This is a genomic window from Pseudodesulfovibrio sp. (assembly GCF_028692895.1).
Taxonomy (GTDB): Bacteria; Desulfobacterota; Desulfovibrionia; order Desulfovibrionales; family Desulfovibrionaceae; genus Pseudodesulfovibrio.
In genome coordinates, this window is record NZ_JAQUWN010000033.1 from 1 (window position 1) to 25,417 (window position 25,417).

20 protein-coding genes and 2 tRNA genes are annotated in these 25,417 nt (G+C 65.5%); 7 read left to right on the plus strand and 15 right to left on the minus strand.

The window, feature by feature from the left end; all coding sequences use genetic code 11:
• Both PHP91_RS09780 and PHP91_RS09785 read right to left on the minus strand, forming a co-directional pair.
• Window positions 1-629: Arm DNA-binding domain-containing protein (locus tag PHP91_RS09780; RefSeq protein ID WP_300140000.1), on the minus strand; the 629-nt coding region annotated here is incomplete at its 3' end.
• A gap of 482 nt (window positions 630-1,111) precedes the next feature.
• Window positions 1,112-3,112, minus strand: coding sequence for a hydantoinase/oxoprolinase family protein (locus PHP91_RS09785; RefSeq protein WP_300140002.1), 2,001 nt, complete (start codon window positions 3,110-3,112; stop codon window positions 1,112-1,114).
• A gap of 293 nt (window positions 3,113-3,405) precedes the next feature.
• Between PHP91_RS09785 and PHP91_RS09790 the strand changes: the two genes are divergently transcribed.
• Together PHP91_RS09790 and PHP91_RS09795 are read left to right on the plus strand one after the other, a co-directional pair.
• Window positions 3,406-3,816 carry a gamma-glutamylcyclotransferase family protein gene (locus PHP91_RS09790; RefSeq protein ID WP_300140004.1) on the plus strand — a complete coding sequence of 137 codons (411 nt, stop codon included), beginning with the start codon at window positions 3,406-3,408 and terminating at the stop codon, window positions 3,814-3,816.
• Window positions 3,817-3,925: 109 nt separating this feature from the next.
• Window positions 3,926-6,040: an acetate--CoA ligase gene (locus PHP91_RS09795; protein ID WP_300140006.1), complete on the plus strand. Its 2,115-nt coding sequence runs from the start codon at window positions 3,926-3,928 to the stop codon at window positions 6,038-6,040.
• A gap of 25 nt (window positions 6,041-6,065) precedes the next feature.
• Here the strand turns inward: PHP91_RS09795 and PHP91_RS09800 are convergent, their stop codons facing one another.
• Window positions 6,066-6,263, minus strand: coding sequence for a 4-oxalocrotonate tautomerase family protein (locus tag PHP91_RS09800; protein ID WP_300140008.1), 198 nt, complete (start codon window positions 6,261-6,263; stop codon window positions 6,066-6,068).
• A 136-nt stretch (window positions 6,264-6,399) separates the two neighbouring features.
• On the opposite strand from PHP91_RS09800, the gene PHP91_RS09805 reads away from it, so the two are divergent.
• Genes PHP91_RS09805 through speB form a run of 4 tightly spaced genes read left to right on the plus strand, consistent with a single transcriptional unit; the run spans window position 6,400 to window position 9,691 of the window.
• Window positions 6,400-6,945 carry a macro domain-containing protein gene (locus PHP91_RS09805; RefSeq protein WP_300140010.1) on the plus strand — a complete coding sequence of 182 codons (546 nt, stop codon included), beginning with the start codon at window positions 6,400-6,402 and terminating at the stop codon, window positions 6,943-6,945.
• A 20-nt stretch (window positions 6,946-6,965) separates the two neighbouring features.
• Window positions 6,966-7,505, plus strand: coding sequence for an ATP-dependent protease subunit HslV (hslV, locus tag PHP91_RS09810; RefSeq protein WP_300140012.1), 540 nt, complete (start codon window positions 6,966-6,968; stop codon window positions 7,503-7,505).
• 2 nt (window positions 7,506-7,507) lie between these two features.
• On the plus strand, window positions 7,508-8,884 hold the full coding sequence (gene hslU / locus PHP91_RS09815; RefSeq protein ID WP_300140014.1) for an ATP-dependent protease ATPase subunit HslU: 1,377 nt from the start codon (window positions 7,508-7,510) through the stop codon (window positions 8,882-8,884).
• A 9-nt stretch (window positions 8,885-8,893) separates the two neighbouring features.
• Window positions 8,894-9,691 carry an agmatinase gene (gene speB / locus PHP91_RS09820; protein ID WP_300140016.1) on the plus strand — a complete coding sequence of 266 codons (798 nt, stop codon included), beginning with the start codon at window positions 8,894-8,896 and terminating at the stop codon, window positions 9,689-9,691.
• Between the two features lie 97 nt (window positions 9,692-9,788).
• On the opposite strand, the gene PHP91_RS09825 is transcribed toward speB, so the two are convergent.
• The 12 genes from PHP91_RS09825 to PHP91_RS09880 form a co-directional block, all read right to left on the minus strand.
• Complete coding sequence (locus tag PHP91_RS09825) at window positions 9,789-11,207, minus strand: response regulator (RefSeq protein ID WP_300140018.1); 1,419 nt, start codon at window positions 11,205-11,207, stop codon at window positions 9,789-9,791.
• A 148-nt stretch (window positions 11,208-11,355) separates the two neighbouring features.
• Window positions 11,356-13,215, minus strand: a complete 1,860-nt coding sequence (locus tag PHP91_RS09830; protein WP_300140020.1) for a chloride channel protein — start codon at window positions 13,213-13,215, stop codon at window positions 11,356-11,358.
• A 2-nt stretch (window positions 13,216-13,217) separates the two neighbouring features.
• Window positions 13,218-14,189, minus strand: a complete 972-nt coding sequence (locus PHP91_RS09835; RefSeq protein ID WP_300140022.1) for a bifunctional riboflavin kinase/FAD synthetase — start codon at window positions 14,187-14,189, stop codon at window positions 13,218-13,220.
• A gap of 67 nt (window positions 14,190-14,256) precedes the next feature.
• Complete coding sequence (locus PHP91_RS09840; RefSeq protein WP_300140024.1) at window positions 14,257-15,699, minus strand: M48 family metallopeptidase; 1,443 nt, start codon at window positions 15,697-15,699, stop codon at window positions 14,257-14,259.
• Window positions 15,700-15,827: 128 nt separating this feature from the next.
• Complete coding sequence (rho, locus tag PHP91_RS09845; protein ID WP_300140056.1) at window positions 15,828-17,045, minus strand: transcription termination factor Rho; 1,218 nt, start codon at window positions 17,043-17,045, stop codon at window positions 15,828-15,830.
• Window positions 17,046-17,489: 444 nt separating this feature from the next.
• A complete protein-coding gene (locus PHP91_RS09850) occupies window positions 17,490-18,005 on the minus strand; it encodes a CarD family transcriptional regulator (RefSeq protein WP_300140026.1) in 516 nt (171 codons plus the stop codon).
• A gap of 77 nt (window positions 18,006-18,082) precedes the next feature.
• A complete protein-coding gene (pth, locus tag PHP91_RS09855) occupies window positions 18,083-18,754 on the minus strand; it encodes an aminoacyl-tRNA hydrolase (protein WP_300140028.1) in 672 nt (223 codons plus the stop codon).
• 134 nt (window positions 18,755-18,888) lie between these two features.
• Window positions 18,889-19,506, minus strand: coding sequence for a 50S ribosomal protein L25/general stress protein Ctc (locus PHP91_RS09860; RefSeq protein ID WP_300140030.1), 618 nt, complete (start codon window positions 19,504-19,506; stop codon window positions 18,889-18,891).
• A 78-nt stretch (window positions 19,507-19,584) separates the two neighbouring features.
• Window positions 19,585-20,520, minus strand: a complete 936-nt coding sequence (locus PHP91_RS09865; RefSeq protein ID WP_300140032.1) for a ribose-phosphate pyrophosphokinase — start codon at window positions 20,518-20,520, stop codon at window positions 19,585-19,587.
• Between the two features lie 32 nt (window positions 20,521-20,552).
• Window positions 20,553-20,627 (minus strand) — tRNA-Gln (locus tag PHP91_RS09870).
• Between the two features lie 483 nt (window positions 20,628-21,110).
• Window positions 21,111-21,989 carry a 4-(cytidine 5'-diphospho)-2-C-methyl-D-erythritol kinase gene (gene ispE / locus PHP91_RS09875; protein WP_300140034.1) on the minus strand — a complete coding sequence of 293 codons (879 nt, stop codon included), beginning with the start codon at window positions 21,987-21,989 and terminating at the stop codon, window positions 21,111-21,113.
• Between the two features lie 45 nt (window positions 21,990-22,034).
• Window positions 22,035-23,492 carry a Do family serine endopeptidase gene (locus PHP91_RS09880; RefSeq protein ID WP_300140036.1) on the minus strand — a complete coding sequence of 486 codons (1,458 nt, stop codon included), beginning with the start codon at window positions 23,490-23,492 and terminating at the stop codon, window positions 22,035-22,037.
• Between the two features lie 247 nt (window positions 23,493-23,739).
• Between PHP91_RS09880 and PHP91_RS09885 the strand changes: the two genes are divergently transcribed.
• Window positions 23,740-23,816, plus strand: a tRNA-Arg gene (locus PHP91_RS09885).
• The last annotated feature ends 1,601 nt before the right edge of the window (window positions 23,817-25,417 follow it).

Here is a 25,417-nt window from a genome sequence, read left to right on the forward strand (position 1 = left end):
CGCTGGCCGGTATTCCGTGAGGCCCGGTCCACGGGGATGGCCGCAACCGGATTGTGCTCAAGGCCGAACTCCAGGTCCGCCTGCCCGGTGGTGTAGTCGTTGGCCCGCACCACTCCGTACTGGAAGGCCCCGTGCAAGTAGGCCCGGAGGTGAAAGGCCATGGAGGGGGAAGCCTTGTGGACCTCCGCCAGCACCGTGCGCAGCATGGACGCGGAGACATCCTTTGCCGGGGTTTCACGGCCCAGTGCATCGGCGGCCGGGTCCTTCCCGGTCAGCAAAGCCCTTTCCACCTCCGGCCAGGAACTCTTCCCCCGGGCCTGCATGTCCTTGATGTACAACTCGAACAGTTGCGCCACGGAACCGAGGGCCGCCCGGCGGCGCGCCTGTTCGGCCTTCTCCCGCCGTTCCCGTTCCACCTCGGCTGTCGGGTCAAGCCCGGCGTCCAGAAAGGCCCTGAACGGCTCACAGGCGGCACGGGCATCGGCCAGGGACATGGATTCATAGGACCCGATCCGGAGCAGGCGTTTTTTCCCGGCGAAGAAATACTTGAACAGCCATACGGCCGCGCCGCCTCGGAGCCGGAAGACGAGACGCCCCGCCCCCCGTGGTGCCGGATCGGACCAAGCCACGTTCTTTCCCGCTCGAATCGCCTTTTCAATCTTCAACACAGTCAGCATGTCAACCGCCTTTGCCGTTACGGCCTCACCCCGATCAGTGCGGCCGCAAGTGAGGCCGTAACGCCGAAGCTACAATACCCTTCAATATGAATCAATACTGGCAGGCAGGCCACGTAAAGTCAAGGTTTACAGAGTGGTTGCGAAGAGTTAAGCGCGTTTAAGCGGTTTTCAGCACGTGGGATTGTCGGATTTTCTCCCGATTCGTAATCAGTAGGTCGTGAGTTCAAGTCTCATTCCTGGCTCCAGCGAAATCAAAGGGTTGCAGCATTTTTGTTGTAACCCTTTTCTATTTGGTTCGGATTTTTGGAGATGTCCCGGACCAAAATGGCGGCATCTCCAACGAATCGAAGTACGCTCCAGTCGGATGAACCTGAAAAGGTCTTTGGGTGGGCCGCAACGTCGGGGCGTCAGAGCGCCACGGCAGGGGGGCGGCGTCAGGACGCGAGGTCCAGGCTCAGGCCGGAGCAGGGGAGGACCGTGGCCGTCGTGCCGGGCGGGAGGACGATGGTCGCGCTGTACTCGGTGATGATGGCCGGGCCGGAGATGATGTTGCCGGGGCGGAGGCGGGCGCGGTTCAGGATTTGAGCCTCGCAGGGCGCGTTGCCGAAGATTGCCGGGCGGGCGCCGAGGCGGGCGGCCCGCGGCGGGGTGGCGTCGCCCGGCGGCGGGGCCGGGAAGACCGGCTTGTCCTGGCGGCCGCGGCTGCGCAGGCGGAGGTTGACCAGCTCCACGGGCTTGCCGGGGTTGCGGTGGCCGTAATGTCGCTCGTGCACGGCCTCAAAGGCCTCCACCGGGTCGCCGCCCCAGGGGACCGTGAGCTCGAAGGACTGGCCCTTGTAGCGCATGTCCAGGTAGCGCTCGAAGGCGGCGTTCTCCGGGCGGACGCCCTCGGCGCGCAGCTCGTCCAGGCCGCGCGCCTCCATGGCCGCGAACAATGCTTCCAGCTCGGCCGGGGCGGCCTCGGCCGCGCCCAGCATAACCGTTCGGGACGCGTCCTTGACCACGTCGGCCAGGAGCATGCCCACGGCCGAGAGCAGGCCGGGGTTGGCCGGGATGAAGACCCGCTCCATCCCGAGCAGGCGGGCCAGCTCCGCGCAGTGCATGCCGCCCGCGCCGCCGAAGGAGAGCAGGGTGAACTCGCGCGGGTCGTACCCCTTTTCCACCGAGATGACCCGGATGGCCCGCTCCATGTTGGCGTTGGCCACGGCCAGGATGCCTTCGGCCAGCTCCGCGGGGCCGAGGCCGAGGCCGCTCGCCATGGCCTCCACGGCGCGGCGGGCGGCCGGCTCGTCCAGCGCCATGCCGCCGCCCAGGAAATGGTCGGGCACGATGCGGCCCAGGTAGAGGTTGGCGTCGGTGACCGTGACTCCGGTCCCGCCACGGCCGTAGCAGACCGGGCCGGGGGCCGCCCCCGCGCTCTCCGGGCCCACGGCCAGCGAGCCGCCCGCGTCGCGCCGGGCGATGGAGCCGCCGCCCGCGCCCACGGTGTGGATGTCGATCATGGGCACCTTGACCGGGTATCCGGCGATGGCCGACTGCGTGGTCATGGGCAGGCCGCCGTCCATGAGGCAGACGTCCGTGCTGGTGCCGCCCATGTCGAAGCCGATGAGCCGGTCGAACCCGGCCCGCCGCGCCGTCTCCAGGCCGCCCACCGCGCCGCCCGCCGGGCCGGAGAGGATGGTCCGCACCGATTCGCGCATGGCCGTCTCGGCCGAGATGGAGCCCCCGTTGGACTGCATGACCGAGAGGGCGTTGCCCCGTGTGGCCGCGAGCAGGTCCGTCAGGTAGCGGGTCATTATGGGCGAGACGTAGGCGTTGACCACGGTGGTGGAGGTGCGCTCGAACTCGCGGAATTCGGCCAGGATCTCGTGGGACAGGGAGACGGGCAGCCCCTGCGCGCGCAGGGCGTCGCCCAGCAGTCGCTCGTGCTCCGGCCGCAGGAAGGAGAAGAGCAGGCACACGGCCACGGACTCGGCCCCGGAGGCGCGGACCTGCGCGGCCACGTCGCGCGCCTGGGTTTCGGCCAGGGGGGCGATCTCGCCGCCGTCGCTGCCCACCCGGCCGGGCGCGGCGAAGCGCAGGGCCGGGGGCACGATGTGCGGCTCGCGGGCGTAGGCCAGGTCGTAGAGCCGGGTCCGGTTCTGGCGGCCGATCTCGATGACGTCGGTGAAGCCCGCGTTGGCGACCAGGGCGGTGGGCGCGCCCTTGCGCTCCAGGATGGCGTTGGTGGCCACGGTGGAGCCGTGGACGACGCACAGCCCGGCCGGGCGCTCGCCCAGGCCCAGGACGCGGGCGATGTGCCTGATCCCCGCCAGCACGGCCTCGGACGGGTTGTGCGGGGTCGAGAGGGTCTTGTAGGTGCCGACGGGCCCGTCCGCCGACCGGTAGATGAAGTCGGTGAAGGTGCCGCCCGTGTCCACGCCGATGGTGATCATCCTGTCTCCCGGGCTGTTGGTGCGTGCCGGAAGGTAGCCCAAAGCCGAGCGTTTTGCCAGCTTCCGGCCGGACCCGGCCCGTTCGGGGTTGGCCCGCTCTTTGAAGGAATGGTGATCGGAGAAGGCTGACTGGAAGGACGATCCGTGCGGCTTGATGGGGACAATCTTTTGAACTCAAAGGGTTTTTTCAAGCCGCTGCCGGGCGGGTCGCCGTAAGAGCCTCCTGTCGTCCTGGACAATATTGTTCAAGGCGACGGGCGCTGTGTGCAAAAACGTCAACCCGTGGAGACAGCGTGGGACAACGGTCCGCCCGGAACCGGCAACATGCCGTATTTGTCTACGGAACCATGAAACGGGGCTTCCCCAACCATCGGCTGCTGGCCGACGCCAGCTACCTTGGCGCCGCCAGCACAGTGGAGCGTTACGCCCTGTATGTGGACATGTTCCCCGGCGTGCATCCGGGGGACGCGGTCTCGCCCATCCGGGGAGAGCTCTTCGAGGTCAGCGCCAAGGTCCTCCGCCGCCTGGACGCCCTGGAAGGCCACCCGAACCTCTGCCGCCGCGAGATGGTGGCCGTGGAGACGACGGAGGGGCGGCGCGACGCCTGGATTTATTTTTATCCCACCCGCGAGGGGCGGCTCATACCCAGCGGCGAGTTCGACCCAGACAAGGAGCTGAAGTCCGGTCCCTCCTCCGCCGACTGACCGTCCTTCCGGCCCGGCGCGACCCCGGCCGGGATTCTCTTGTCCCGCCCGCGCTTTCGCGGTAGGTTCTTCGGGCCCGTGAACCTCTGCCCCGCAGGAGCCGCCCGTTTTGACAGACAAGGAAAATCTGCACGCCTTCTTCCACCCCGAGACCGTTGCCGTGGTCGGCGCTTCCGCCACCCCCGGCAAGGTCGGCCATACCATCCTCGCCAACATGATCGGGGCCGGATACCGGGGCAGGCTCCATCCCGTGAACCCCAAGGCCGAAGTCATCGAAGGGCTGCCGGTGGTCCCGTCCATAGCGGACCTGCCGCGCGGCCTGGACCTGGCCGTGGTCGCCCTCCCGCGCGAGATCGTGCTCGCCGCCCTGGAGGAGCTGGCGGCCAGGGGGTGCAAGTCCGCCATCGTGGTCACCGCCGGGTTCAAGGAGGCGGGGCGCGAGGGATACCGCATGGAGAAGGAGATCGCCGAGCTGTGCGCGCGCACGGGCATGGCGCTGCTCGGGCCCAACTGCCTGGGCATGATCAACGCGGCCGCCGGGGTCAACGCCTCCTTCGCCGCCGGGCAGCCCGGCAAGGGGTCCATCGCCTTTTTTTCGCAGTCCGGCGCGCTTTGCGTGGCCATCCTGGACTGGGCCTTGGGCGAGAACGTCGGCTTCTCCAAGTTCGTCTCCCTGGGCAACAAGGCCGCCCTCGACGAGGCGGACATGCTCCGCTACCTGAACGAGGACCCGGAGACCAAGGTCATCCTCGGCTACATCGAGAACGTGGAGCACGGCGAGACATTTTTGGCCCAGGCTCGGGCCGCCTGCCTGAACAAGCCGGTCATCATGATAAAGGCCGGGACCACGGCGGCGGGCGCCAAGGCCGCGTCCTCGCATACCGGGGCCATCGCCGGGGCGGACCAGGCCTACACCGCGGCCTTCCACCAGGCCGGGGTCATCCGGGTCAACGACGTGGCCACGCTCTTCAACCTGGCTCAGGCTTTCTCCACCCAGCCCCTGCCCAAGGGGCCGAACCTGGCCGTGGTCACCAACTCAGGCGGCCCCGGCATCCTCACGGCCGACGCGGCGGACCGCTCGCGCCTGACCATGGCCCCGCTCTCGACGCGGACCGTCCAGCGGCTCCAGGAGTTCCTGCCCAGCTACGCGGCCTTCTACAATCCCGTGGACATCGTGGGCGACGCCGACGCCAGGCGCTACCGCCAGGCCCTGGACGTGGTGGCCGACGACCCCATGGTCCATTCCATCCTGGTCCTGCTCACGCCCACCGCCGCCGTGCAGATCGAGGAGACGGCCGAGGCGGTGATCCACACGGCCCGGCGGAGCGGCAAGCCGGTCTTCGCCTGCTTCATGGGGCGCACCCGCGTGCGCGCGGCCAGGGAGCGGCTCATGGCGGCCGGCATCCCGTGCTACGCCTTTCCGGAACCGGCGGTGAAGTCCATCGAGGCCATGTACGAATTTTTCCTGTGGAAGAACCGCCCGGCCCCGCAGTACGCGGAGGTGGAGCGGAACGTGACCCGCGCCCGCAAGGTCATCGACGAGCACATGCGCCGCCGCGAGCCAGAGATCGTGGAGTTCGAGGCCCAGGAGGTGCTGCGCGCCTATGGCCTGCCCACGCCGAGGACCGAGCTGGCCCGCTCCAGCGAGGAGGCCGTGGCCGCGGCGGACGGGATCGGCTACCCCGTGGTCCTCAAGATCGCCTCGCCCCACATCTCGCACAAGTCCGACGTGGGCGGCGTGGCCGTGAACCTGGGCGACGCGGACGCTGTGGCCGGGGCGTTCCGGGACATCACGGCCCGGGCCCAGCGCATGCGCCAGGACGCCTACATCGCGGGCTGCCTGGTCCAGGAGATGGCTCCCGAGGGCGTCAAGGAGGTCATCATCGGCTTCAAGCGCGACGAGCAGTTCGGGCCCATGCTCATGTTCGGCCTGGGCGGCATCTACGTGGAGATCATGAAGGACATCGCCTTCAAGCTGGCCCCGCTCTCCAGGCGGGACGCGGTCGAGATCATGCGCGAGATCAAGTCCTACATGCTGCTCAAGGGGCTTCGGGGCGAGCCCGCGGTCAACTTCGCGGCCCTGGAGTCGATCATCGCGACCATGTCCCGGATGGCCCTGGACCTGCCCGAGGTCTGGGAGGCCGAGTTCAATCCCGTGCTGGTCAACGACGAGCGCGCCCTGGTGGCGGACGTTCGCCTGACCCTGCACCTGCGGGGCCTTTGACCTCGGCCCGGCGGGCTGGGTTTCCCTATTTCCCGCGCAGTTCGGTGACGGACTCGCCGCCGATGCCCCAGTTGTCGGTGTCCACCTCGTCGATGATGACGAAGGTGGTCTTGCGGTTCTTGCCCAGCACGTCGGCCAGCAGGTCGGTGACGCCCTCGATGAGTCGGCGTTTCTGGTCGGCGGTGGCTCCCTCTTTGGTGATGCGGATGTTGACGAAGGGCATGGTCGGCTCCTTGGGATGGGGTGAAGGGACGGCCGGAGCATAGCACGGGCGCGGCCGGAAGCGGAAGGGCCAGCGGCCCGGAAAAGGGCGGTTTCCCCTTGCCAAGGCGTATTGCGGTCTTATGTTTGGCCGTATCATGTTTCACGCGCGCGTCGGCTCCGGCCAGCTCCATCTCCGGCAGGGAGACATCACACAGTACCTGGTGGACGCCATCGTCAACGCCGCCAATTCCCGGCTGGCCGGGGGCGGGGGCGTGGACGGGGCCATCCACCGCGCGGCCGGCATGGCGGAGCTGCGCGGCGCCTGCGCGGCCATCATCGACGTGATCGGCTCCCTCGCCACGGGCGAGGCCGTCATCACCCCCGGCTTCAACCTGCCCGCCCGCTACATCATCCACACCGTCGGCCCGGTCTGGCGCGGCGGCCTGCGCGGCGAGCCCGCGCGGCTGCGCGACGCCTACCTGAACTGCCTCCGCCTGGCCCATGAGCACGACCTGCAGAGCGTGGCCTTCCCGGCCATCTCCTGCGGGGTCTACGGCTATCCCGTGGAGCCCGGCGCGCGCGTGGCCCTCGCGGCCCTGCGCGAGGGGCTGGAGGCCGGGCTGGTCGAGGAAGTGAACATGGTCCTGCACGGCCCGGAGAACCTGGCCGTCTGGTCCGGCGTGGCCGAAGAACTTCTGTAAGCAAGCAAGGAGAAACCCATATGGAAATCAGGGGAACCACCATCGTCGCGGTCAAGGACGACAAGGGCACCGCAGTGGCCGGAGACGGCCAGGTGACCTTCGGCCAGGCCGTGGCCATGAAGCACACGGCGCGCAAGGTGCGCCGCATCTACAAGGACAAGGTCACCGTTGGCTTCGCCGGGGCCACGGCCGACGCCTTCACGCTCTGCGAGCGGTTCGAGGCCAAGCTGGAGACCTATGCGGGCAACCTGCTCCGGGCCGCCGTGGAGCTGGCCAAGGACTGGCGCACCGACAAGTATCTGCGCAAGCTCGAAGCCATGCTCCTGGTGGCCGACGGCGAGCACATCCTGATCATCTCCGGCACCGGCGACGTCATCGAGCCGGACGACGGCGTGGCCGCCATCGGTTCCGGCGGGTCCTACGCCCTGGCCGCGGCCCGCGCCCTCCAGCAGAACACCGGCCTCCCCGCCGGGGAGATCGCCCGCAAGGCCATGGAGATCGCGGCCGACATCTGCGTCTACACCAACAACAACATCATCTTGGAAACCCAGGACAAGTAGATATGAACAACCTGACCCCCCGCGAGATCGTCTCCGAACTGGACCGCTACATCATCGGCCAGGAGGCGGCCAAGCGCATGGTGGCCATCGCCATGCGCAACCGCTGGCGCCGCCAGCAGATCGATCCGGAGCTGCGCGACGAGATCGCGCCCAAGAACATCATCCTGATGGGCCCCACCGGCGTGGGCAAGACCGAGATCGCCCGCCGCCTGGCCAAGCTGACCAACTGCCCCTTCTTCAAGGTCGAGGCCACCAAGTTCACCGAGGTGGGCTACGTGGGCCGCGACGTGGAGTCCATGGTCCGCGACCTCATGGAGATCGGCGTGAACATGGTCCACAAGGAGGAAACCGAGAAGGTGCGCATCAAGGCCGAGAAGAACGCCGAGGAGCGGCTGCTCGACCTGCTGCTGCCGCGCCCGGCCTCCAAGCCAGCGACCGGGTTCTTCATGGGCTCCTCCGGGGGCGAGATCGAGGCCCAGCCCGCCACCGAGGCGGAGAACTCCACGCGCGAGAAGTTCCGCAGGATGTTCCGCGCGGGCGAGCTGGACAAGCGCGAGGTGGAGCTGGAGGTCACGGTCCAGTCCGGAGCCCAGGTGGAGATCATGGCCATCCCCGGCATGGAGGAGATGGGCTCCAACCTTCAGAACGCCTTCGCCAACATGTTTCCCGGCCGCAAGAAGTCCCGAAAGATGACGGTCAAGGACGCCTACCAGACCCTCATCGAGCAGGAGGCGGACAAGCTCATCGACCCGGACGCGGTCAACGAGCTGGCGCGCGAGCGGGTGGAGCAGCAGGGCATCCTGTTCATTGACGAGATGGACAAGATCGCCTCGCGCCAGGACGCCTCGGGCGGGGCGGACGTCTCCCGCGAGGGCGTGCAGCGCGACCTGCTCCCCGTGGTCGAGGGCAGCGTGGTCAACACCAAGTACGGCATGGTCAAGACCGATCACATCCTGTTCATCGCGGCCGGGGCCTTCCATTTCGCCAAGCCCTCGGACCTCATCCCCGAGCTCCAGGGCCGGTTCCCCCTTCGCGAGGAGCTCGCCTCCCTGCACAAGGAGGACTTCTACCGCATCCTGACCGAGCCCAGGAACGCCCTGACCGTGCAGTACAAGGCCCTGCTCGCAACCGAGGGCGTCACCGTGGACTTCACCCGCGAGGCCCTGGAGGAGATTTCCGCCTATGCCGAGCGGATCAACGAGGAGACCGAGAACATCGGCGCGCGGCGGCTCTACACCATCATGGAGAAGATCCTTTCCGACCTCTCCTACGAGGCCCCGGACAAGTCCGGCCAGAAGGTGGAGGTGGACCGGGGATACGTGCGCGACAAGCTTGAGGACGTGGTCGAGAATCGCGACCTGTCCCGCTACATCCTCTAGGGGGCGGCCGTGGGTGCGTTCATCGACCTCATCGGCGTCCCGCTGGATGAAAATTCGTCCTACCTGCGCGGCGCGGCCCAAGGGGCCGCCGCGTTGGCCTCGGCGGCGTGGTGCGAATCGGCCAATCTCTGGACCGAGACCGGGCGCGACCTCGCGGACGTGCTCCGGAACCGGGGGAACATCGACCCCGGCTCGGGCGACGCGGCCTTTGACGCCATTGCGGACGCGGCCGAGGCGGCCGGGCGGTCCGGCGGCCTCCCCATCTTCCTGGGCGGGGACCACTCGGTGACCTGGCCCCTTGCGCGCGGCCTGCGCCGCGCCGTGGGCGACTTCGCCATCCTCCATTTCGACGCCCATCCCGACTGCTACGCCGACTTCGAGGGCAATCCGTTCTCCCACGCCTCGCCCTTCGCCCGGATCATGGAGGAGGGGCTGTGCACGCGGCTCGTCTCCGTGGGCGTCCGCACGGCCACCGGCCACCAGCGCGAGCAGAAGGCCCGCCACGGCATCGAGTGGCTGGAGATGCGGGAGCGGGCCCGCTGGCCCCGCCTCGCCTTCGACGTGCCGGTCTACATCAGCCTGGACCTGGACGTGCTGGACCCGGCCTTCGCCCCCGGCGTGTCCCACCACGAGCCGGGCGGCATGTCCGTGCGCGAGGTCCTGGACGTGCTGCACGCCATCGATGCGCCCATCGTTGGCGCGGACGTGGTGGAGCTGAACCCGTCCCGGGACCTGAACGGGGTCACGGCCATGGTCGGGGCCAAGCTGGTGCGGGAGATCGCGGGAATGATGCTCGAAAACAGCTAGGCGGGCGCCAGGCGACAAACGTTCGGCCCTCGTGCACGGGAAGTGCGCGAGGGCTTTTTTCGCAGCGACGCCTCGGGCCGATGTTTCGAGGGGTCGCCTAGCCGAGGGAATCGAGCAGGGCCTTGACCTTGGGGTTGGCCGGGTCCGCGGCCAGGAGGTGTTGCAGCAGGGCCTCCGCCTTTTTCGGCCGGTCGGCCTTGACGAGGACCTGGGCCATGACGTAGGCGGCCTGAACGTTGTCCAGGTGGAAATCGGGGTGGAGGCGCAGCAGCCGCTCGAACCGCTGGGCCGCGCTGCCGTAGTCCTTGCCCTCCACGTAGGCCATGCCCATGTTGAAGAGGACGTTCGCGTCGTCGGGCAGGCGTTGGGCCGCCAGGGTGTAGGCCTTGACGGCGCCCCGCCAGTCCCCTTCCTGGCGCAGCAGCATGCCGAGCCGGTTGTGGACCGTGCCGTCCAGCTCCACGCGGTTGAGCCGCGCCAGCCTGGCGCAGAGCTGCAGCAGCGGACGGGCCGCCTTGTTGTTTTCGCGGAAGACCCGGTCGGCGTATCCTTCGGCCTGCGTCACGCATTCGGGCTGCTTCATCTGGTGCATGATCTGCACGGCTTCGGCGAAGTATTCGGACGCGTGCGCGACGTCCCGCCGCTCGAAGTGGAGCTCGCCGATCTCCTTTTTCCGCTCCACGTGCAGGGGCGAGAGTTCGTCGATGCGGGTCAGGTAGCTGAGGACCTCGTCCCGGTCGCCGTCCTCCTTGTGAAACTCGACGATCTTCTTGAGCGGCTCCAGGTACATGGGAGCGTTTTCCGCCGCCTGGAGATACATCTTGAGGGCGTCGGCGCGCTTGCACAGGCCCTTGAGGGCGTCGCCCATTATCATCAGCCCGGCCGGGCTGCCCGGCTTGATCCCCAGGATGTCTCGGGCCACGCCGTAGGCCAGGGCGAACTCGACCTTGCCGAGCCGCCGCTTGCCCTCCAGGATCATCTTGCCCACCTCGTCGCGCGGCTCCAGCGTGTTGGCGACCTTCTCCACCAGGATGTTCACCGAGACCGGCTTGGTGATGAAGTTGTCCGCCCCGGTCTCCAGGGACCGGGCGATGACCTTCTCGTCGGCGTCGCTGGAGAGCAGGATGATGAACATGTCCTTGAACCGGGACTTGATCTCCTCGACCAGCGGCAGGGTCGAACGGCCATCCAGGGAGGCCTCCAGGAACAGGAAGGGTTTCTTGCCGTATTCGCGATAGACCGGGATCTCCTCCAGCGCCCGCTTGGTCGAGGACAGGAGGCGGATGCGGCCCTGGTCGATCTCCAGCTCCTTGCAGAAGGAGTTGCGGAAGTTCAGGAAGAAGGTCTTGTCCTGGCTGACGACCAGGAACAGGCCGTCGCGGTCGACGAAGTCGATGACGGTGTCGCTGTAGCGGTGGATGGCCTGGTCGTCGGACTTGAGCAGGTAGAGGTTCTTGGTGCTCAGTTCGCCGTGCCTCTCGTCGATGTCCGGGGAGGAGGACTTGACGACGTACACGTTTTTCATCCTAACCGGTTGCTTCATGGTCACCGCCCCGCTGTCGAGAGTGCGGCGGGCCGTCCGGGGACAGCCCACCATATCGAGGCATACAGGCAATCCGCAACGCGGACAAGCACGTTATAAACCGGCGTCGGGCCGGGCGGTGCTAATCCGGCAGCTCCTCGCCGCCCCCCTTGAGCTCGGCGATGGCCTCGGCGTACGCCTGGAACACGTCGTCGCGGTTGATAAGGCCGATGATGTCGCTGGTGTCGGTCTGGGAGACCACGGGAATCTGGCCGTAATCCGTGTTCACGAACCGGAGCAGGGCCTGGTAGAGGTCGTAGTCCGGCCGGACGTAGACCGGGCGCGACATGAGGTCGCGCACCACCACCAGGTCGTGCAGCCCCTCCTCGAACATCCAGTTGCGCACGTTGTGGATGGAGATCATGCCCGAGTACCAGCCGTCCTCCCGCCTGACCGGGAAGTAGAGCTGGTCCGTGTTGGCGATGATGTCGGTCAGCGCCTTGAGGGTGGTCGACTCCTCCAGCACGATGACGTCGCCGGGCTTGTAGAAGTCCGTGACGTGCATCTGTTCCAGGATGTTGATGGTCGCGTCCTCGGTGTGGGCCGGGGAGTCGAACTTGTTTTCCGCCTGGTGCTCGTAGAGCGAGAAGTTGCGGCTCAGGACCAGGCACAGGGCGGAGGCGAGCATGAGCGGGGCCAGCAGGCCGTAGCCCTGGGTCAGCTCCGTGACCATGATAAGCGGGCCGATGGGCGCGTTGGCCACGCCCGCGAAGAAGGCGGCCATGCCCACCAGGATGTACGCCCCCGGCTGGGTGACGATGTCCGGAAAGAACTTGTGGCCGAGGTTGCCCACCAGGCCGCCGGACATGCCGCCCACGAACAGGGCGGGCGCGAACATGCCGCCCGACATGCCGGAGCCGATGGTCACCGAGGTGGCCAGGGTCTTGCCCACGATGATGTAGCACATCCCGAGCGCCGGGATCTGGCCCAGGATGGCCAGCTCCAGCCAGCCGTAGCCGCCGGAGAGGATGCCGCCGGTGACCAGGCCGTCGGTGGCCGTGTAGGGGTAGGCGATGCCCAGGACGCCCATGGCCAGGCCGCCCAGACCCATGGCCCACATCAGCCCGATTTTCTCCCGGAGCGGGAAGAAAATGTGGTATTTGATGTAGTAGAAGGTGCGCACGTACATCCAGCCCACGGCCGCGCAGACAAAGGCGAGGATGGCGTAGAAGATCAGCTCGCGCGGGTCGCGGAAGGAGAAGCGCGGGATGCCGAAGATGGGGTCCGTGCCGAAAAAGAAGGTGAAGATGGAGTAGGAGACCACCGAGCTCATGACCGAGGGCAGGAGCGCCTCGGCCTCGAAGTCCTCGCGGTAGATGACCTCCACGGCGGTGAGCGCGCCGCCCAGCGGGGCTCGGAAGATCGCGCCAAGGCCGCCCGCCGCGCCGGAGAGCAGGAGCAGCCGCCGCTCCTTGGCCGAGAACTGGAGCTTCTTGGCCAGCCAGGAGCCCACGCCGGCGCCCATCTGCGTGATGGGGCCCTCGCGGCCCGCCGAGCCGCCCGAGGCGATGGTCAGGACCGAGCACAGCCCCTTGATGATGGCCACGCGAGCCTTGATGATGCCGCCCTGGTTGTGGAAAGCGTTGATGGTGGCGTCGGTGCCGTCGGTGCCGCCGTTGATGGTCTCGGGAATGTAGCGGTTGACCAGCCAGCCGGTCAGCAGGCCTGTGCCGGTGGTGAACACCGGGATGAGCCAGGGCCGGAACGGGCCCGCCGGGCCCTCGAAGATGCCCTCGCCCGCCGGTTCCGGCGAGACGATGCCCGCCAGATTGTGCTGGAGGACGAACTTGCCGAACTCCACCAGGTAGAAGAAGCCCACGGCCACCAGGCCGGACATGCACCCCACCAGCACGCCGATGACCAGCCAGCGGAAGGACGCGACGGTGGTGTAGGATTTGACGAAGTCGCGCCAGTAGTCGATGAGGTGGGTGAGGGGAGGCATGGTCACGCCGCTCCGAAATCCGGCCGGGTCACCTTGATGGCGGCCTCCGGCTGGGAAAGGATCTGTCGGCCGAGTTCGATGTCCTTGCCGATGCGCTCCTTGAGCTCGTCGAGGCCCGAGAACTTCCGCTCGTCGCGGATGCGCTGGACGAAGTGGACCCGGATGTCGCTGCCGTAGAGGTCGCCGGAGAAGTCGAGCAGATGCGCCTCCACCGAGAGGGCGTCGTTGCCGAAGGTCGGGTTCTTGCCGATGTTGGCGACGCCCATGTGCACCGCGCCTCCGGCCTCGACCCATATGGCATAGACGCCCGGCTTGGGAAAGAGCTCATCCACCAGCTTGAGGTTGGCCGTGGGGAAGCCCAGGAGGCGGCCGCCCCGGTTCATGCCGTGCACCACCTCGCCCCGGACCTGGTAGAACCGGCCGAGCAGCGGCTTGACCTGCCAGACGGAGCCCGCCTGGACCATGTCGCGGATGCGGGTGGAGGAGACCACGGCGCCGTCGATGGAGACCGGGTCGAGCCGGTCCACGGTGAAGCCGTATTTCTCGCCCAGCGCGGCCAGGGTGTCGAAGTTGCCGGAGCGCCCCTTGCCCAGGTGGTAGTCGTAGCCGATGATCATCTCCTTCATGCGCAGCCCGTCCACCAGGTAGCGCTTGACGAAGGCCTCGGGTTCGAGCCTGGCCATGTCCATGTCGAAGTGGAGCAGCAGGCAGACCTGGGGCCCGTACTGGGAGATGAGTTCGAGCTTTTGTTCGGTGAGGGTGATGAAGGGCAGGCCGGGGTCGGGGCGGAGCACGCGCAGGGGATGGGGGTCGAAGGTGACCGCCACGCTGGTCAGGCCGCACGCCTTGGCGCGCGAGCAGGCCAGCCGGATGAGTTTCTGGTGCCCGCGGTGTACGCCGTCGAAGTTGCCGATGGTGACGCAGGACCCGGCGATGACGCCTTGTAGTTCCTCTATGGTTCTTGCGATGATCATGATTGGGGTATTACAGGTGAAAAAAACGAGAGAGTATGCCAAAAACGCCTGGTGTTCAAGGGGCGGATCAGCCCATGGGCTGGTTGCGCAGCTTGATGACGTTGTCGAGGTCGGCCAGCGCCTTTTTCTGCTCCTCGGTGGTGGCCACGGCGGCCGCTTGCTGGCGGTGGTAGCCCGCCTTGCGCATGTCGCCGGAGTAGACCGAGGCGTAGGCCAGGTTCAGGTTGCCGCCGAACACGTCGCCGGATTCGCCTAGGATCATGCCCAGATGGTAGTGCACCTCGGCGTCCTCGGGCACCATGGAGAGCACCTGGCGCATGTTGGCGATGGCCCGGCCGTAGTCCTTGTTCTCGGCCTGGAGGCGGGCCATGTAGAACAGTCCGACGGCGTCATTCCGATGCTTGATGATGGCCTTTTGCAGATACTTGAACGCCTCGGAATAATTGCCGTTCTTGAAATAGAAGATGCCGACCTCACGGCAGACCAGGGAATCCTCCCGGTCCATCTCCAGGGCTTTTGCAAAGGCCTTCCGCGCCGCGTCCTGGTCCTTGAGCCGGATTTCGACGTTGCCCAGGCCGATCCAGTCCATGGCCGTGTATTCCTTCTTGGGCTTGCTGTCCCAGTAGGCCTTGGCCGTGGCGGCGTCCGACATCTTGGAGCGGATCAGCACCTGGATCTTGTGGAGCATGGTGTTGTCGTCCGTGCGCTCGGTGAAGACCGGGGGCATGCGCGCGATGCGGTCCTTGAGGTAGATGATGCGGTCGGCCAGGCCGGGGTGGGTGGAAAGATAGGTGGGGACGCTCGATGAGCCGGAGTCGAACCAGCGGTTCTTGAGCATGATCTCGAAAGTTTGGGGCATGCCGTTGGGGTTGTAGCCCGCCTTGACCAGGGAGTTCATGCCAACGTGGTCGGCCTCGCGCTCGTCGTCCTGGGAGTAGCCGAGCATGGCTGCGGTGCCCAGCCCCTGGGAGCCCATTATCAGGGCCTGGGCCGCCTTGCCCGAGCCGGAGCCGCCCGCGATGCCGATGAACGCGCCCGCCAGGACGCCGGCCATGGTCAGCAGCCCCACGGTCTTCTGCTTTTCGATGCGCTGGGCTACGTGGCGCTGGGAGACGTGGGCGAGCTCGTGGCCGATGACCCCGGCGAGTTGGCTTTCGCTGGTCACTTCCTGGATCAGGCCGGTGAAGATGTAGATGTAGCCGCCGGGGATGGCGAAGGCGTTGAGGATCGGGTTGGCGATCACGGCGCTTCTGACCTTGAAGGGCATGGGCCGCTTGGCCGCCACGATGCGCTGGACTACCCCGTCCACGTAGGAGGTGATGTAGCTGTCGCCCACCATGGACATCCGGGTGCGCAGGATGCGGTCGAACTGAGCGCCCAGCCGGTTCTCGTCGCGGATGGTCATCTTGTCCGGGCCGAGCAGCCCGGCCCGGGCCGCAGGAATCGGCGCCAGGACCGTGGCCAGGGCCGCGATGAGGGCGGGCAGGATGGTGAAGAGCCGTTTGCGCATTGCGTCTCCGTGCTTTCGGACTGTCCCCATTGTAATCATTTATCCGGAGGAGGCAACCGGGCGCACCGGGGTGCACAAAAAGCGAAGCGGCCGATCAGGCCGCTTCGCAACAGTTCGATATCGCAGGATTACTTGCTCATGGAGTCCATGAACTCGCGATTGTTCTTGGTCCCCTTCATCTTGTCGCGCAGGAACTCCATGGAGTCGATGGAGCTCATGGGCGAGAGCAGCTTGCGCAGTATCCAGACCCGGTTGAGCACGTCGTCGTTGAGGAGCAGCTCTTCCTTGCGGGTGCCGGAGCGGTTGATGTCGATGGCGGGGTAGACGCGCTTTTCGGCCAGATGGCGGTCCAGGTAGAGCTCCATGTTGCCGGTGCCCTTGAACTCTTCGAAGATGACCTCGTCCATGCGCGAGCCGGTGTCGATGAGCGCGGTGGAGATGATGGTCAGGGAGCCGCCTTCCTCGATGTTGCGGGCCGCGCCGAAGAAACGCTTGGGCCGCTGGAGGGCGTTGGCGTCGATACCGCCGGAGAGGACGCGGCCGGACGACGGGGTCACGGCGTTGTAGGCCCGGCCCAGGCGGGTGATGGAGTCGAGCAGGATGACCACGTCGCGCTTGCGCTCGACCAGCCGCTTGGCCTTCTCGATGACCATCTCGGCCACCTGCACGTGTCGGGTCGGCGGCTCGTCGAAGGTGGAGCTGACCACCTCGGCGCGGACCGTGCGCTGCATGTCCGTCACTTCCTCGGGCCGCTCGTCGATGAGCAGGACGATGAGGTCCACCTCGGGGTGGTTGGCGTTGATGGAGTTGGCGATGGTCTGGAGCATGATGGTCTTGCCGGTTCGGGGCGGGGCCACGATGACGCCGCGCTGGCCCTTGCCGATGGGGGCGAGCAGGTCGATGATGCGCGCGGAGTAGTTCTTGTCGCCGTTTTCGAGCTTGAGCTGTTCCTCGGGGTAGAGGGGCGTCAGGTTGTCGAACAGGACGAGATTCTTGGAGTGCTCGGGCTTTTCATAGCCGATCTCGCTGACCCGGAGCAGGGCGAAGTAGCGCTCGCCCTCCTTGGGGGGGCGGATCTGGCCGGAGACAACGTCGCCCTTGCGCAGACCGAAGCGGCGAATCTGGGAGGGGGAGACGTAGATGTCGTCCGGGCCCGGCATGTAGCTGTACATGGGAGAGCGCAGGAATCCGAAGCCGTCGGGCAGGATTTCCAGCACGCCTTCGGCGAAGATCTGGCCGTTCTGGGAGGCGCACTGCTGCAAAAGTTGGAAGATGAGCTCCTGCTTGAGCAGGCCGCTCGGGTTCTCGACGTCGAGCTGGACCGCCAGGTCGGTCAGCTCCTGCATGGATTTCAGCTTGAGCTCGGCGAGATTGAGCTTGTCTACGCCGTTGCCGTTGCCGTTGGGGGTTTCGGCGCCGGTTTCGGCCGCCGGGGCGACGTTCTTTTTGCGGCCCTTGCCGGAGGACTTGCCTTTGGTGGGCGTCTCGTTGCCAGTGTTGGTATCGGGCATATGTGTGAAGAATTGGGGGGTTATAAGGTTGCGTGGGTGTATGTGGTCCATCGCCGCCTCGACGCGTGGCGAAGGGGCGAAGTGTTCCGGAGATTGGGAGAATGCGCGGAAATAGGGGCGACCGCGGGTCGGGCGGTCGGGCGGTAACGGGATTACCTCTTGCTAGGGTTGCACGGCTTGGCGCCGCGATTCAAACAGGCTCTTTGGTGATGCGGCAGGGAACTGCCATCGGCGACGACACAACCGACGTATACCAAACCACGCGTCTTGACAAGTGGGTCAGGCTTTTTCCTCCTGGGCCGCGATGACGTCGGCGAACATCTCGTTGATGCCCTCCTTGATGTCGTCCTGCGGGCGGTCCAGGGAATAGGCCAGTTCCATGGAGACCAGCCCCATGGCCTGCTCGAGCAGGCGGCGTTCGCCAAACGAAAGTTCCTTGTCCTTGCCGATGAGGAAGAGCTCCTTGAGCACGTAGGCCACGTCGGAGAGGTCGCCGCTCTTGAGCTTTTCCGAGTATTCGCGGTACCGTCGGTTCCAGTTCTGGCCGGTGTAGCCCGTGAAATCGGAACGGTCCTCGAGGGACGCAAAAATTTTCTTGCCCACGCTCGCCTTGCACACCGGACGGAGCCCCACGTTGGCCGCGTTGGCCACCGGGACCATCAGGGTCACGTTGTTGCTCAGGATGCGGACAATGTAGAAGTCGGCTTTTACGCCTCCTATCTCCTGGGACTCCACGCGCTCGACGCGTCCGACCCCCTGGGAAGGATAGACCACCAACTCGTTGACCTTGAACACTGGGAAAAAACTCCTTGATCTGGCGCGGAACAATTGCGCAGAAGGACAGTATAGCCAAAACGCGGGAAAGAGTCCAGTTACCTTGGGCCGTTGTTTTCCTCTTCCCCGCCGGTGGCCGGGGAGCCAGCGCCCACGTCCGGTCCGACCGGCTCCGGGAGCGAAAAACCGTTGACGTGTTGGGTGGCGAAGCCCACGCCACGGCGGTAGAAAATGTCCAGCCCCTTGACCGCATGGTCGAGAATGACTGGCAGGTGCTCGGCGTCTTCGGCGGAGAAGGGCTCCAGGACCCAGCGGACCACGTCGCCATACTGACCCGGGCGGCCGATGCCCAGGCGCAGCCGGTAGAAATCCGCGCTGTTCAGGCATTCCTGTATGGATTTCAGCCCGTTGTGCCCGTTGTCGCTCCCGCCGCGCTTCAGTTTCATGCGCCCCACCGACAGGTCCAGCTCGTCGTGCGCCACCATGACCTGGTCCGGCGAAAGCCCGTGGCGGCCGCAGATCTTGGCCACGGCCCGGCCGCTCAGGTTCATGAAGGTCATGGGCTTGGCCAGCAGCCGGTAGGCCCCGGCGAACTTGACCTGCCACAGTTCGTAGTCGCCGGATTCCTCCAGGCGGGCGGGCTGCATGTTCTTCCGCCCCCCGGCCATGGCCAGGATGGCGTCCACGAGCATGAACCCGACGTTGTGGCGGGTGCCCGCGTACTGTTCGCCCGGATTGCCCAGGCCGACGATGACGCTCTTGTAGTCCATTGGTGCGGTCTCTCCCTCTGGTTGGGCGCGATGCGCGTCCGGGCCATGATAGCAGCACCCGGACCAGGACGCAAAAACTCCCGGAGCGCAGGGAGCGCGCCCCGGGAGATGATGTCGTTGATGCCGGAAGTCCGCTATTCGGCGGTCTCGGCTTCGCCTTCGGCGCCTTCGGCTTCTTCGTCGTCACCGCGCGGCGCGACAACGCTGACCACGGCGTAGTGCTCCTCGAAGATCGGGGTGACGCCTTCGGGGAAGACGACGTCCTGAATGTGGATGGAATCCCCGACGTCCAGGTTGGTGATGTCCAGGACGATGGAATCGGGGATGTGCATGGGCTTGCAGACGACCTCGATGGTGTCGCGGAAGAGCTCGACCAGGCCGCCCTGCTTGAGGCCCTTGGCCTTGCCCTGCAGCTCGAAGCGGACGGCGACCTTGATGTCCTTGGTCAGGTCCACGCCGAAGAAGTCGACGTGCTCGGGCACGCCCTTGACCGGCTCGTTGCGCACGCGCCAGAACAGGGCCGGATGGGTGCGGGTGGCGCCGTTGTCCTCGATGACCAGCTCGAACACCTTGGCGTTGCCCAGGGTGGCGTAGGCCTTCTGCAGCGGCACCATGTTCATCTTGACCGGGATGTTGTTGCCCTCGGTATCGTAGTAGATGCCCGGGACCTTGCCTTCCATGCGCAGACGGCGGTTGGGGCCCTTGCCCATCTTGTCGCGCTTCTGCACGTTCAGTTTCATCAGTTCAGCCATGGTGGTTTCTCCTTTTGCGCCCTGGCCGCCCACTTTGGACGGACGCTCGCGCCTTAACAGGTTGCGGGAACGATTTCCCTAAACGAACAGCACGCTGACGGACGATTCCGTGTGCACGTTGTTGATCGCCTTGGCAAGCAGCGACGCGATGGAGCACTGCTTGATCTTGGAACATTGCTTGGTCGGGCCGAGCGGGATGGTGTCGGTGACGATGATCTCGGTGAAGGCGGACTTCTCCAGCCGCTCGATGGCCGGGCCGGAGAGGACGGGGTGGGTGGCGCAGGCCATCACTTCCTTGGCTCCGTTGTCCATGATGACGTCGGCCGCCGCACACATGGTGCCCGCGGTGTCGATCATGTCGTCGATGACCACGGCCACCTTGTCCTTGACGTCGCCGATGATGTGCATGGCCTTGGCCTGGTTGGGCGCGTCGCGCCGCTTGTCCACGATGGCCAGGTTGGCGCCCAGCCGCTTGGCGTAAGCCCTGGCGCGCTCCACGCCGCCCGCGTCGGGCGAGATGATGGCGAAGTCCTCGTCGCGGTTGCGCAGTTGCTCCAGCAGCACCGGCGCGGCGAAGAGGTTGTCCACCGGGCAGTTGAAGAAGCCCTGGATCTGGCCCGCGTGCAGGTCGCAGGTGACCAGGCGCTGCATGCCCGCCGTGGAGAGCAGGTCCGCCACCAGCTTGGCGGAGATGGGCGCCCTGGGCACGACCTTGCGGTCCTGCCGCGCATAGCCGAAGTAAGGCACGACGGCGGTCACGCGGGAGGCGCTGGCGCGCTTGAGCGCATCCAGCATCAGGCACAGCTCCATGAGGTGGTAGTTCACCGGGGAGCAGGTGGGCTGCACGATGAACACGTCGTCGCCGCGCACGTTCTCGCCGATCTCGATTCGGATTTCGCCGTCCGAGAACCGCTCGCGCAGAACCGGGGAAGGCTTGGTGCCCAGGTGTTCGCAGATGGCCTCCGCCAGCTTCGGGCTGGCGGAACCGCTGATGATTTTAAGCTCTCCGTGCATGCATCTCTCCCTGCGTCACGGGTTGATTCAAATGGCTGGGGCGGGAGGATTCGAACCCCCGAATGTCAGGACCAAAACCTGATGTCTTACCGCTTGACGACGCCCCAACAAAATTTTGCCGATATGGGTTCGATCGCCGCGTTGCTTCACGAAGACCAGACCCTCGCGTATTAAGATACGCTTCGGTCCTGATCTTCGCTCGCGCCTTGCGCTCGACCCCATCTCGACAAAATTTGCCGAGCCGATATGGGGCCGCCCGCCGCGTTGCTTCGCGAAAATCAGACCCTCGCGTATTACGATACGCTTCGGTCCTGATCTTCGCTCGCGCCTTGCGCTCGACCCCATCTCGACAAAATTTGCCGAGCCGATATGGGGCCGCCCGCCGCGTTGCTTCGCGAAGACCAGACCCTCGCGTATTAAGATACGCTTCGGTCCTGATCTTCGCTCGCGCCTTGCGTCGGGCCCCGGTCCGACCGGATGTCCGGCCGACAGGGGGCAGCGCCGCAGTGCGGCGTCCGGGGTCGCCTTTCGGGCGGCGCGCCGGGCCTTTTGCACGTTCGCGTTGATCGATCCTATTAAAGATGAACTGGCTAACGACAATCCATCACTACGGTGTCAATGCCGTCGTTTTGCAGGGCTCGGGCTGTGGACATGGCTGATCCCCTGTTGCGGAACAGGCCGAACAGGGAGGCTCCCGAGCCGCTCATGGCGGCGCAAACCGCTCCGCTCCTGATGAGCTTTTCCTTGATTTTCCGGAGAATTGGATGCTCCGCGAAGACCACGGGCTCGAAGTCGTTGCTCACGACCAGGGGCGAAATGGAAGATGGATTCTTAGACTCCATGTATCGGGATGTCAAGGATTGGCTGGCCTGCGGCCGGTCGTTGGCCGCGTCCCAGGCCTTGAAGGCCCAGGGCGTGTCCACGTGCACGGGCGGGCAGGCCAGGAGCAGGAACAGGCCCGCGAGGTCGACCGCTGTCGGGGTCAGTCTTTCGCCGATGCCCGTGGCCAGGGCCGGGCCGTCCAGGAGGAAGAAGGGCATGTCCGCACCGAGCCCGGCGGCCAGGTCCATGAGGGCTTGCAGGGGCAGGGCGCGCTCGCCCGCATTGTCGTTGAGCCAGCGCAGCATGGCCGCGCCGTCCGAACTGCCGCCGCCCAGGCCGCCGCCCATGGGGATGCGCTTGTTCAGGGTCACGAACAGGCCGGGCTGGAATCCGGTGGCCGCGCCGAACGCCTTCCACGCCTTGTAGATCAGGTTGGAGGTGGACTCCAGGTCCGGGTTCTCCGGGCAGCGCATGTACATGTGCTCGTCGTGTCCGGGCTCGATGCGCAGGGTGTCGGCCAGGTCCCGCACCGGGTAGAACAGGGTGGATAGCTCATGGTAGCCGTCCTCGCGTCGGCCGAGAATGGCGAGGTGCAGGTTGATCTTGGCCGGTGCGGCCAGCAGGGATTCGGAGACGGGAGCTTGCATGGCGAAGAAGGGAGGGGACCCCGCACGGGGTCCCCTCGGATGGAGTTACTTTTTGTCCAGGGGCAGGGAGACGATGGCGTTCTGGCCCTGCCGCTTGATGAGCAGCATGACCGCGCCTCGGGTCGCGTCCCGCTTGAGGATGGACTGGAGCGCGTCGGGCGTCTTCACTTCCTCCTGGTTGGCCTGGAGGATGACGTCCCCGGGGCGCACGCCGCCCTCGCCGGCCACGGAGTCCGGGGTTACCTGTACCACGACCAGCCCGGCGGGCTTGTCCAGGCCCAGGGCGCGGGCGTCCTGGGCGGTCACGGGCCTGAGGCTCATGCCGAGGACGGCGGATGCTTCCTGCGGGCCCTGCTGGTTGGGGCTCATGGCGGCCATGTTCTTCTCGTCGCGCTCGCCCAGCGTCACGGTGCGGTTGATGACCTTGCCGTCGCGCCACAGCGAGAGGTGCGCTTTGTCGCCGGGCCGCAGGTCCGCGATCCTGCGCAGCAGGTCGTTGTTGTTGTGCACGGCCTGGCCGTTGACTTCGAGGATCACGTCGCCCTGCCTGACGCCCGCCTTGTCGGCCGGGTGCCCCTTGCCCACGGAGGCGATGAGCGCGCCCTCGGGCTTGTCGAGGCCCAGGGCCTTGGCGTCGTTTTCGCTCACGGGCTGGATGGTCACGCCGAGCCAGCCGCGCTGGATGGGCTTGCCCTCGCGCAACTGGTCCACGATCTTCCGGGCCTCGGTGGACGGGATGGCGAAGCCGATGTTCTCGGCCGCCGCGTTGATGGCGGTGTTGATGCCGATGACATCGCCGTTCATGTTCAGCAGCGGGCCGCCGGAGTTGCCGGGGTTGATGGACGCGTCGGTCTGGAGGAAGTTGTCGAACGGCCCTGCGCCGATGATGCGGTGCTTGGCCGAGATGATGCCCGCGGTGACCGTGTTGTCCAGGCCGTAGGGGTTGCCGACGGCCAGGACCCACTCGCCGACCTGGATGGAGTCGGAGTCGCCGAAGGCCAGGACGGGCAGGGGATGGGGCGCGTCGATCTTGATGACGGCCAGGTCGGTCTCGGTATCGCGGCCCACGACCTTGGCCGGGTACTCGGTCGGGTCGTCCTGGAAGCGGACGGTGATCTTGTCCGCGCCGTCGATGACGTGGTTGTTGGTGACGATCTGTCCGTCAGGGGTGATGACGAAGCCGGACCCCTGGGCCATGCGCTTGCGCGGCTGACGGGGCTGGCGGGGCTGTCCGGGCTGTCCGGGAATCCCGCGCGGTCCGAAGAACTGGTCGAATTGCTCGAAGAATTCCTTGAACGGGTGGTTGTCCGGGATCTGGCCCTGGAACCCCATGGAGCCGGGGGCTTCCCTGGCGGTCATCTCAGTGGAGATGAAGACCACGGACTTGCCTGCCTTTGCCGCCAGCTCGGTGAACACGGGCAGGCCGTTGGCGGCCAGGCCCATGGTCGGCATCGCCAGCAGCAGCGTCAGGAACAGGGTTGTGGTTTTGAGATGACGAATCATGCAACAAGCCTCCTAGGCGGATTGCGGAAAACAGGATTACGGCTTACGCCGCATTCGAAACTATAGGGTTTTTTTCCGCGGTGTAAATAGGGTGCAGCAAATTGCACCCCGAATCGCCGCCCGCCGGTCCCGCGCTCCGCGACCGGTTCCGGCCCGCGCTTCTGCCTTCCGGCCCGGTCCACCCCGCTGCGCCGGGGATGAAATACTTGCCTTTTGCCCCCCGGTCGGCTAGGGAATCCTCCTCAGTGCCCCCGTAGCTCAGGCGGATAGAGCACAGGATTCCTAATCCTGGTGCCGCAGGTTCGAATCCTGCCGGGGGCACCACAATTTTGAGGGTCTGCACCGCCTGCGGTGCAGACCCATTTTGTTCGTCACCCCATCATTATCACCGTTGTGTGATTCCGTTCAAATTCGCTCTCGGTCTAAGCGTAAATTGGAAAGCTGATTTACCAGCTTATATGCCATGAAAAAGCCTTGAAGCCTGGTTTTCTTAAGCCTTGTCAAGAGGCCATGTTTATCCTTTTTCGTCCTTTTTTATTCCTCTGACGTCCGTTTTTCCCTGGGCCGAAAACCTGTGTTAGGATTCTCGGCAAATATCGGGAGGTGTACCGGATGCCTCCTGCAAGCCAAATGGAGAAACGGAATGGGTAAGCATATCGGGGATGATCAACTGGTCTACGGTATGTCTAAGCACATGAGTTCAGTGGGAGGCAATAAGCAAAGTTCTGAATCGATTCCCGGAGATCCGCCCTCCAGAACGCCTCCGAAGACAGAGGGCAAAGTCACATACTGGACCGTGCACCCCAAGACTGGCGCCTGTGAAAAGTGCCGGGCAATGGAGGGGATCAAGTTCAAGGAGAAGCCGGACCGGGCTCACCCCAATTGCAAGTGCGAAATCCGTGAACACGAACGCTTGCCTCAGAAACATTACCTTTGGGGTTTTATAGAAGGCTTTGAAGGGAGTGCGGTTGAACAGTTTTCGGTCTGGGACTTGTCAAAGTCAGGATCAGGCACGTAACAGGTGCGATGGCATCCGGCGTACACGTGTATTCGAACTTTGATGGAGCCCGTCAGGGTCATACATTGGGCGGAGAGGTTTCCTTTACCTTCAGCACGTTGACGGATACACCTGTTTTCTGGAGCATTAGATAGTTCAGAACGGTGCTGATAAAAACATGATTCAATACTGGACAGAATATGAAGCGTAGCATCGTGTCGATAATTCTCTTGGCTTTGGCGCTGGCGACATTTTTCTCGAATCCGTCTGGCAGGTGAACCTGATCCGTTTGTCATCTCCTGCGATAAAGTGGAATCAGTCGTTGTTGAGCTCGCCTATGATTTGCGGGGCCCGGATCGTCGGGTTGTCGGATGTCAGGTGGAGTTGACTCAGGCAGCCGGAATTGAGCCTGATGCGCATTGCGCCAAATGGTTTGGCGACATGTTTCCCGTCACCGCCAATGGGATTCCAATAACCACGTTCGACAGTACTACTCGGTCCATACCGCCAAAGTTCTTTTTCATGGAAGAGACTTGGGAGGATGCCAAGGCAAAGCTCATGGCGATCTGTCCCGAGAAGATACCGGGAATTCCTCAGAGGGTTTTGGATCATCGACCCGGGCAGTAGTTGCCGATTGCGGGCCATTGTCGCCTCAGGCGCTTGAAGACCGGTAGGCAGCAAAAGAATAAATGAGAGGAGTCTTCATGGCTTCCCGCATTTCATCGGTTGCGCTACGTGCTTTGGGCCTGGGCGCGCCTCGGCCGGGACCTGGTCCGGGAAGGTTGCCGTCCCGGACCGATTCGGGTAGTTCGCGGAAGATGGCAATGGACGGGGGCGGACGGCGTGGCCGTTTTCCCGCAACGACCGCAACGAGCGGGAAAACGGCGGCAACTCGGTGCTGACGCCGGGCATGTCCCGCGTGGTGTCC

Excerpts from the sequence above, each read along its gene's own strand:
- PHP91_RS09785 (WP_300140002.1), bottom strand. The coding sequence starts at position 3,112 with ATGATCACCATCGGCGTGGACACGGGCGGCACCTTCACCGACTTCATC.
- PHP91_RS09800 (WP_300140008.1), bottom strand. The coding sequence starts at position 6,263 with ATGCCCTTCGTCAACATCCGCATCACCAAAGAGGGAGCCACCGCCGAC.
- PHP91_RS09805 (WP_300140010.1), top strand. The coding sequence starts at position 6,400 with ATGTTTCACGCGCGCGTCGGCTCCGGCCAGCTCCATCTCCGGCAGGGA.
- hslV (WP_300140012.1), top strand. The coding sequence starts at position 6,966 with ATGGAAATCAGGGGAACCACCATCGTCGCGGTCAAGGACGACAAGGGC.
- hslU (WP_300140014.1), top strand. The coding sequence starts at position 7,508 with ATGAACAACCTGACCCCCCGCGAGATCGTCTCCGAACTGGACCGCTAC.
- PHP91_RS09830 (WP_300140020.1), bottom strand. The coding sequence starts at position 13,215 with ATGCCTCCCCTCACCCACCTCATCGACTACTGGCGCGACTTCGTCAAA.
- PHP91_RS09835 (WP_300140022.1), bottom strand. The coding sequence starts at position 14,189 with ATGATCATCGCAAGAACCATAGAGGAACTACAAGGCGTCATCGCCGGG.
- PHP91_RS09840 (WP_300140024.1), bottom strand. The coding sequence starts at position 15,699 with ATGCGCAAACGGCTCTTCACCATCCTGCCCGCCCTCATCGCGGCCCTG.
- rho (WP_300140056.1), bottom strand. The coding sequence starts at position 17,045 with ATGCAGGAGCTGACCGACCTGGCGGTCCAGCTCGACGTCGAGAACCCG.
- pth (WP_300140028.1), bottom strand. The coding sequence starts at position 18,754 with ATGGACTACAAGAGCGTCATCGTCGGCCTGGGCAATCCGGGCGAACAG.
- PHP91_RS09860 (WP_300140030.1), bottom strand. The coding sequence starts at position 19,506 with ATGGCTGAACTGATGAAACTGAACGTGCAGAAGCGCGACAAGATGGGC.
- PHP91_RS09865 (WP_300140032.1), bottom strand. The coding sequence starts at position 20,520 with ATGCACGGAGAGCTTAAAATCATCAGCGGTTCCGCCAGCCCGAAGCTG.
- ispE (WP_300140034.1), bottom strand. The coding sequence starts at position 21,989 with ATGCAAGCTCCCGTCTCCGAATCCCTGCTGGCCGCACCGGCCAAGATC.
- PHP91_RS09880 (WP_300140036.1), bottom strand. The coding sequence starts at position 23,492 with ATGATTCGTCATCTCAAAACCACAACCCTGTTCCTGACGCTGCTGCTG.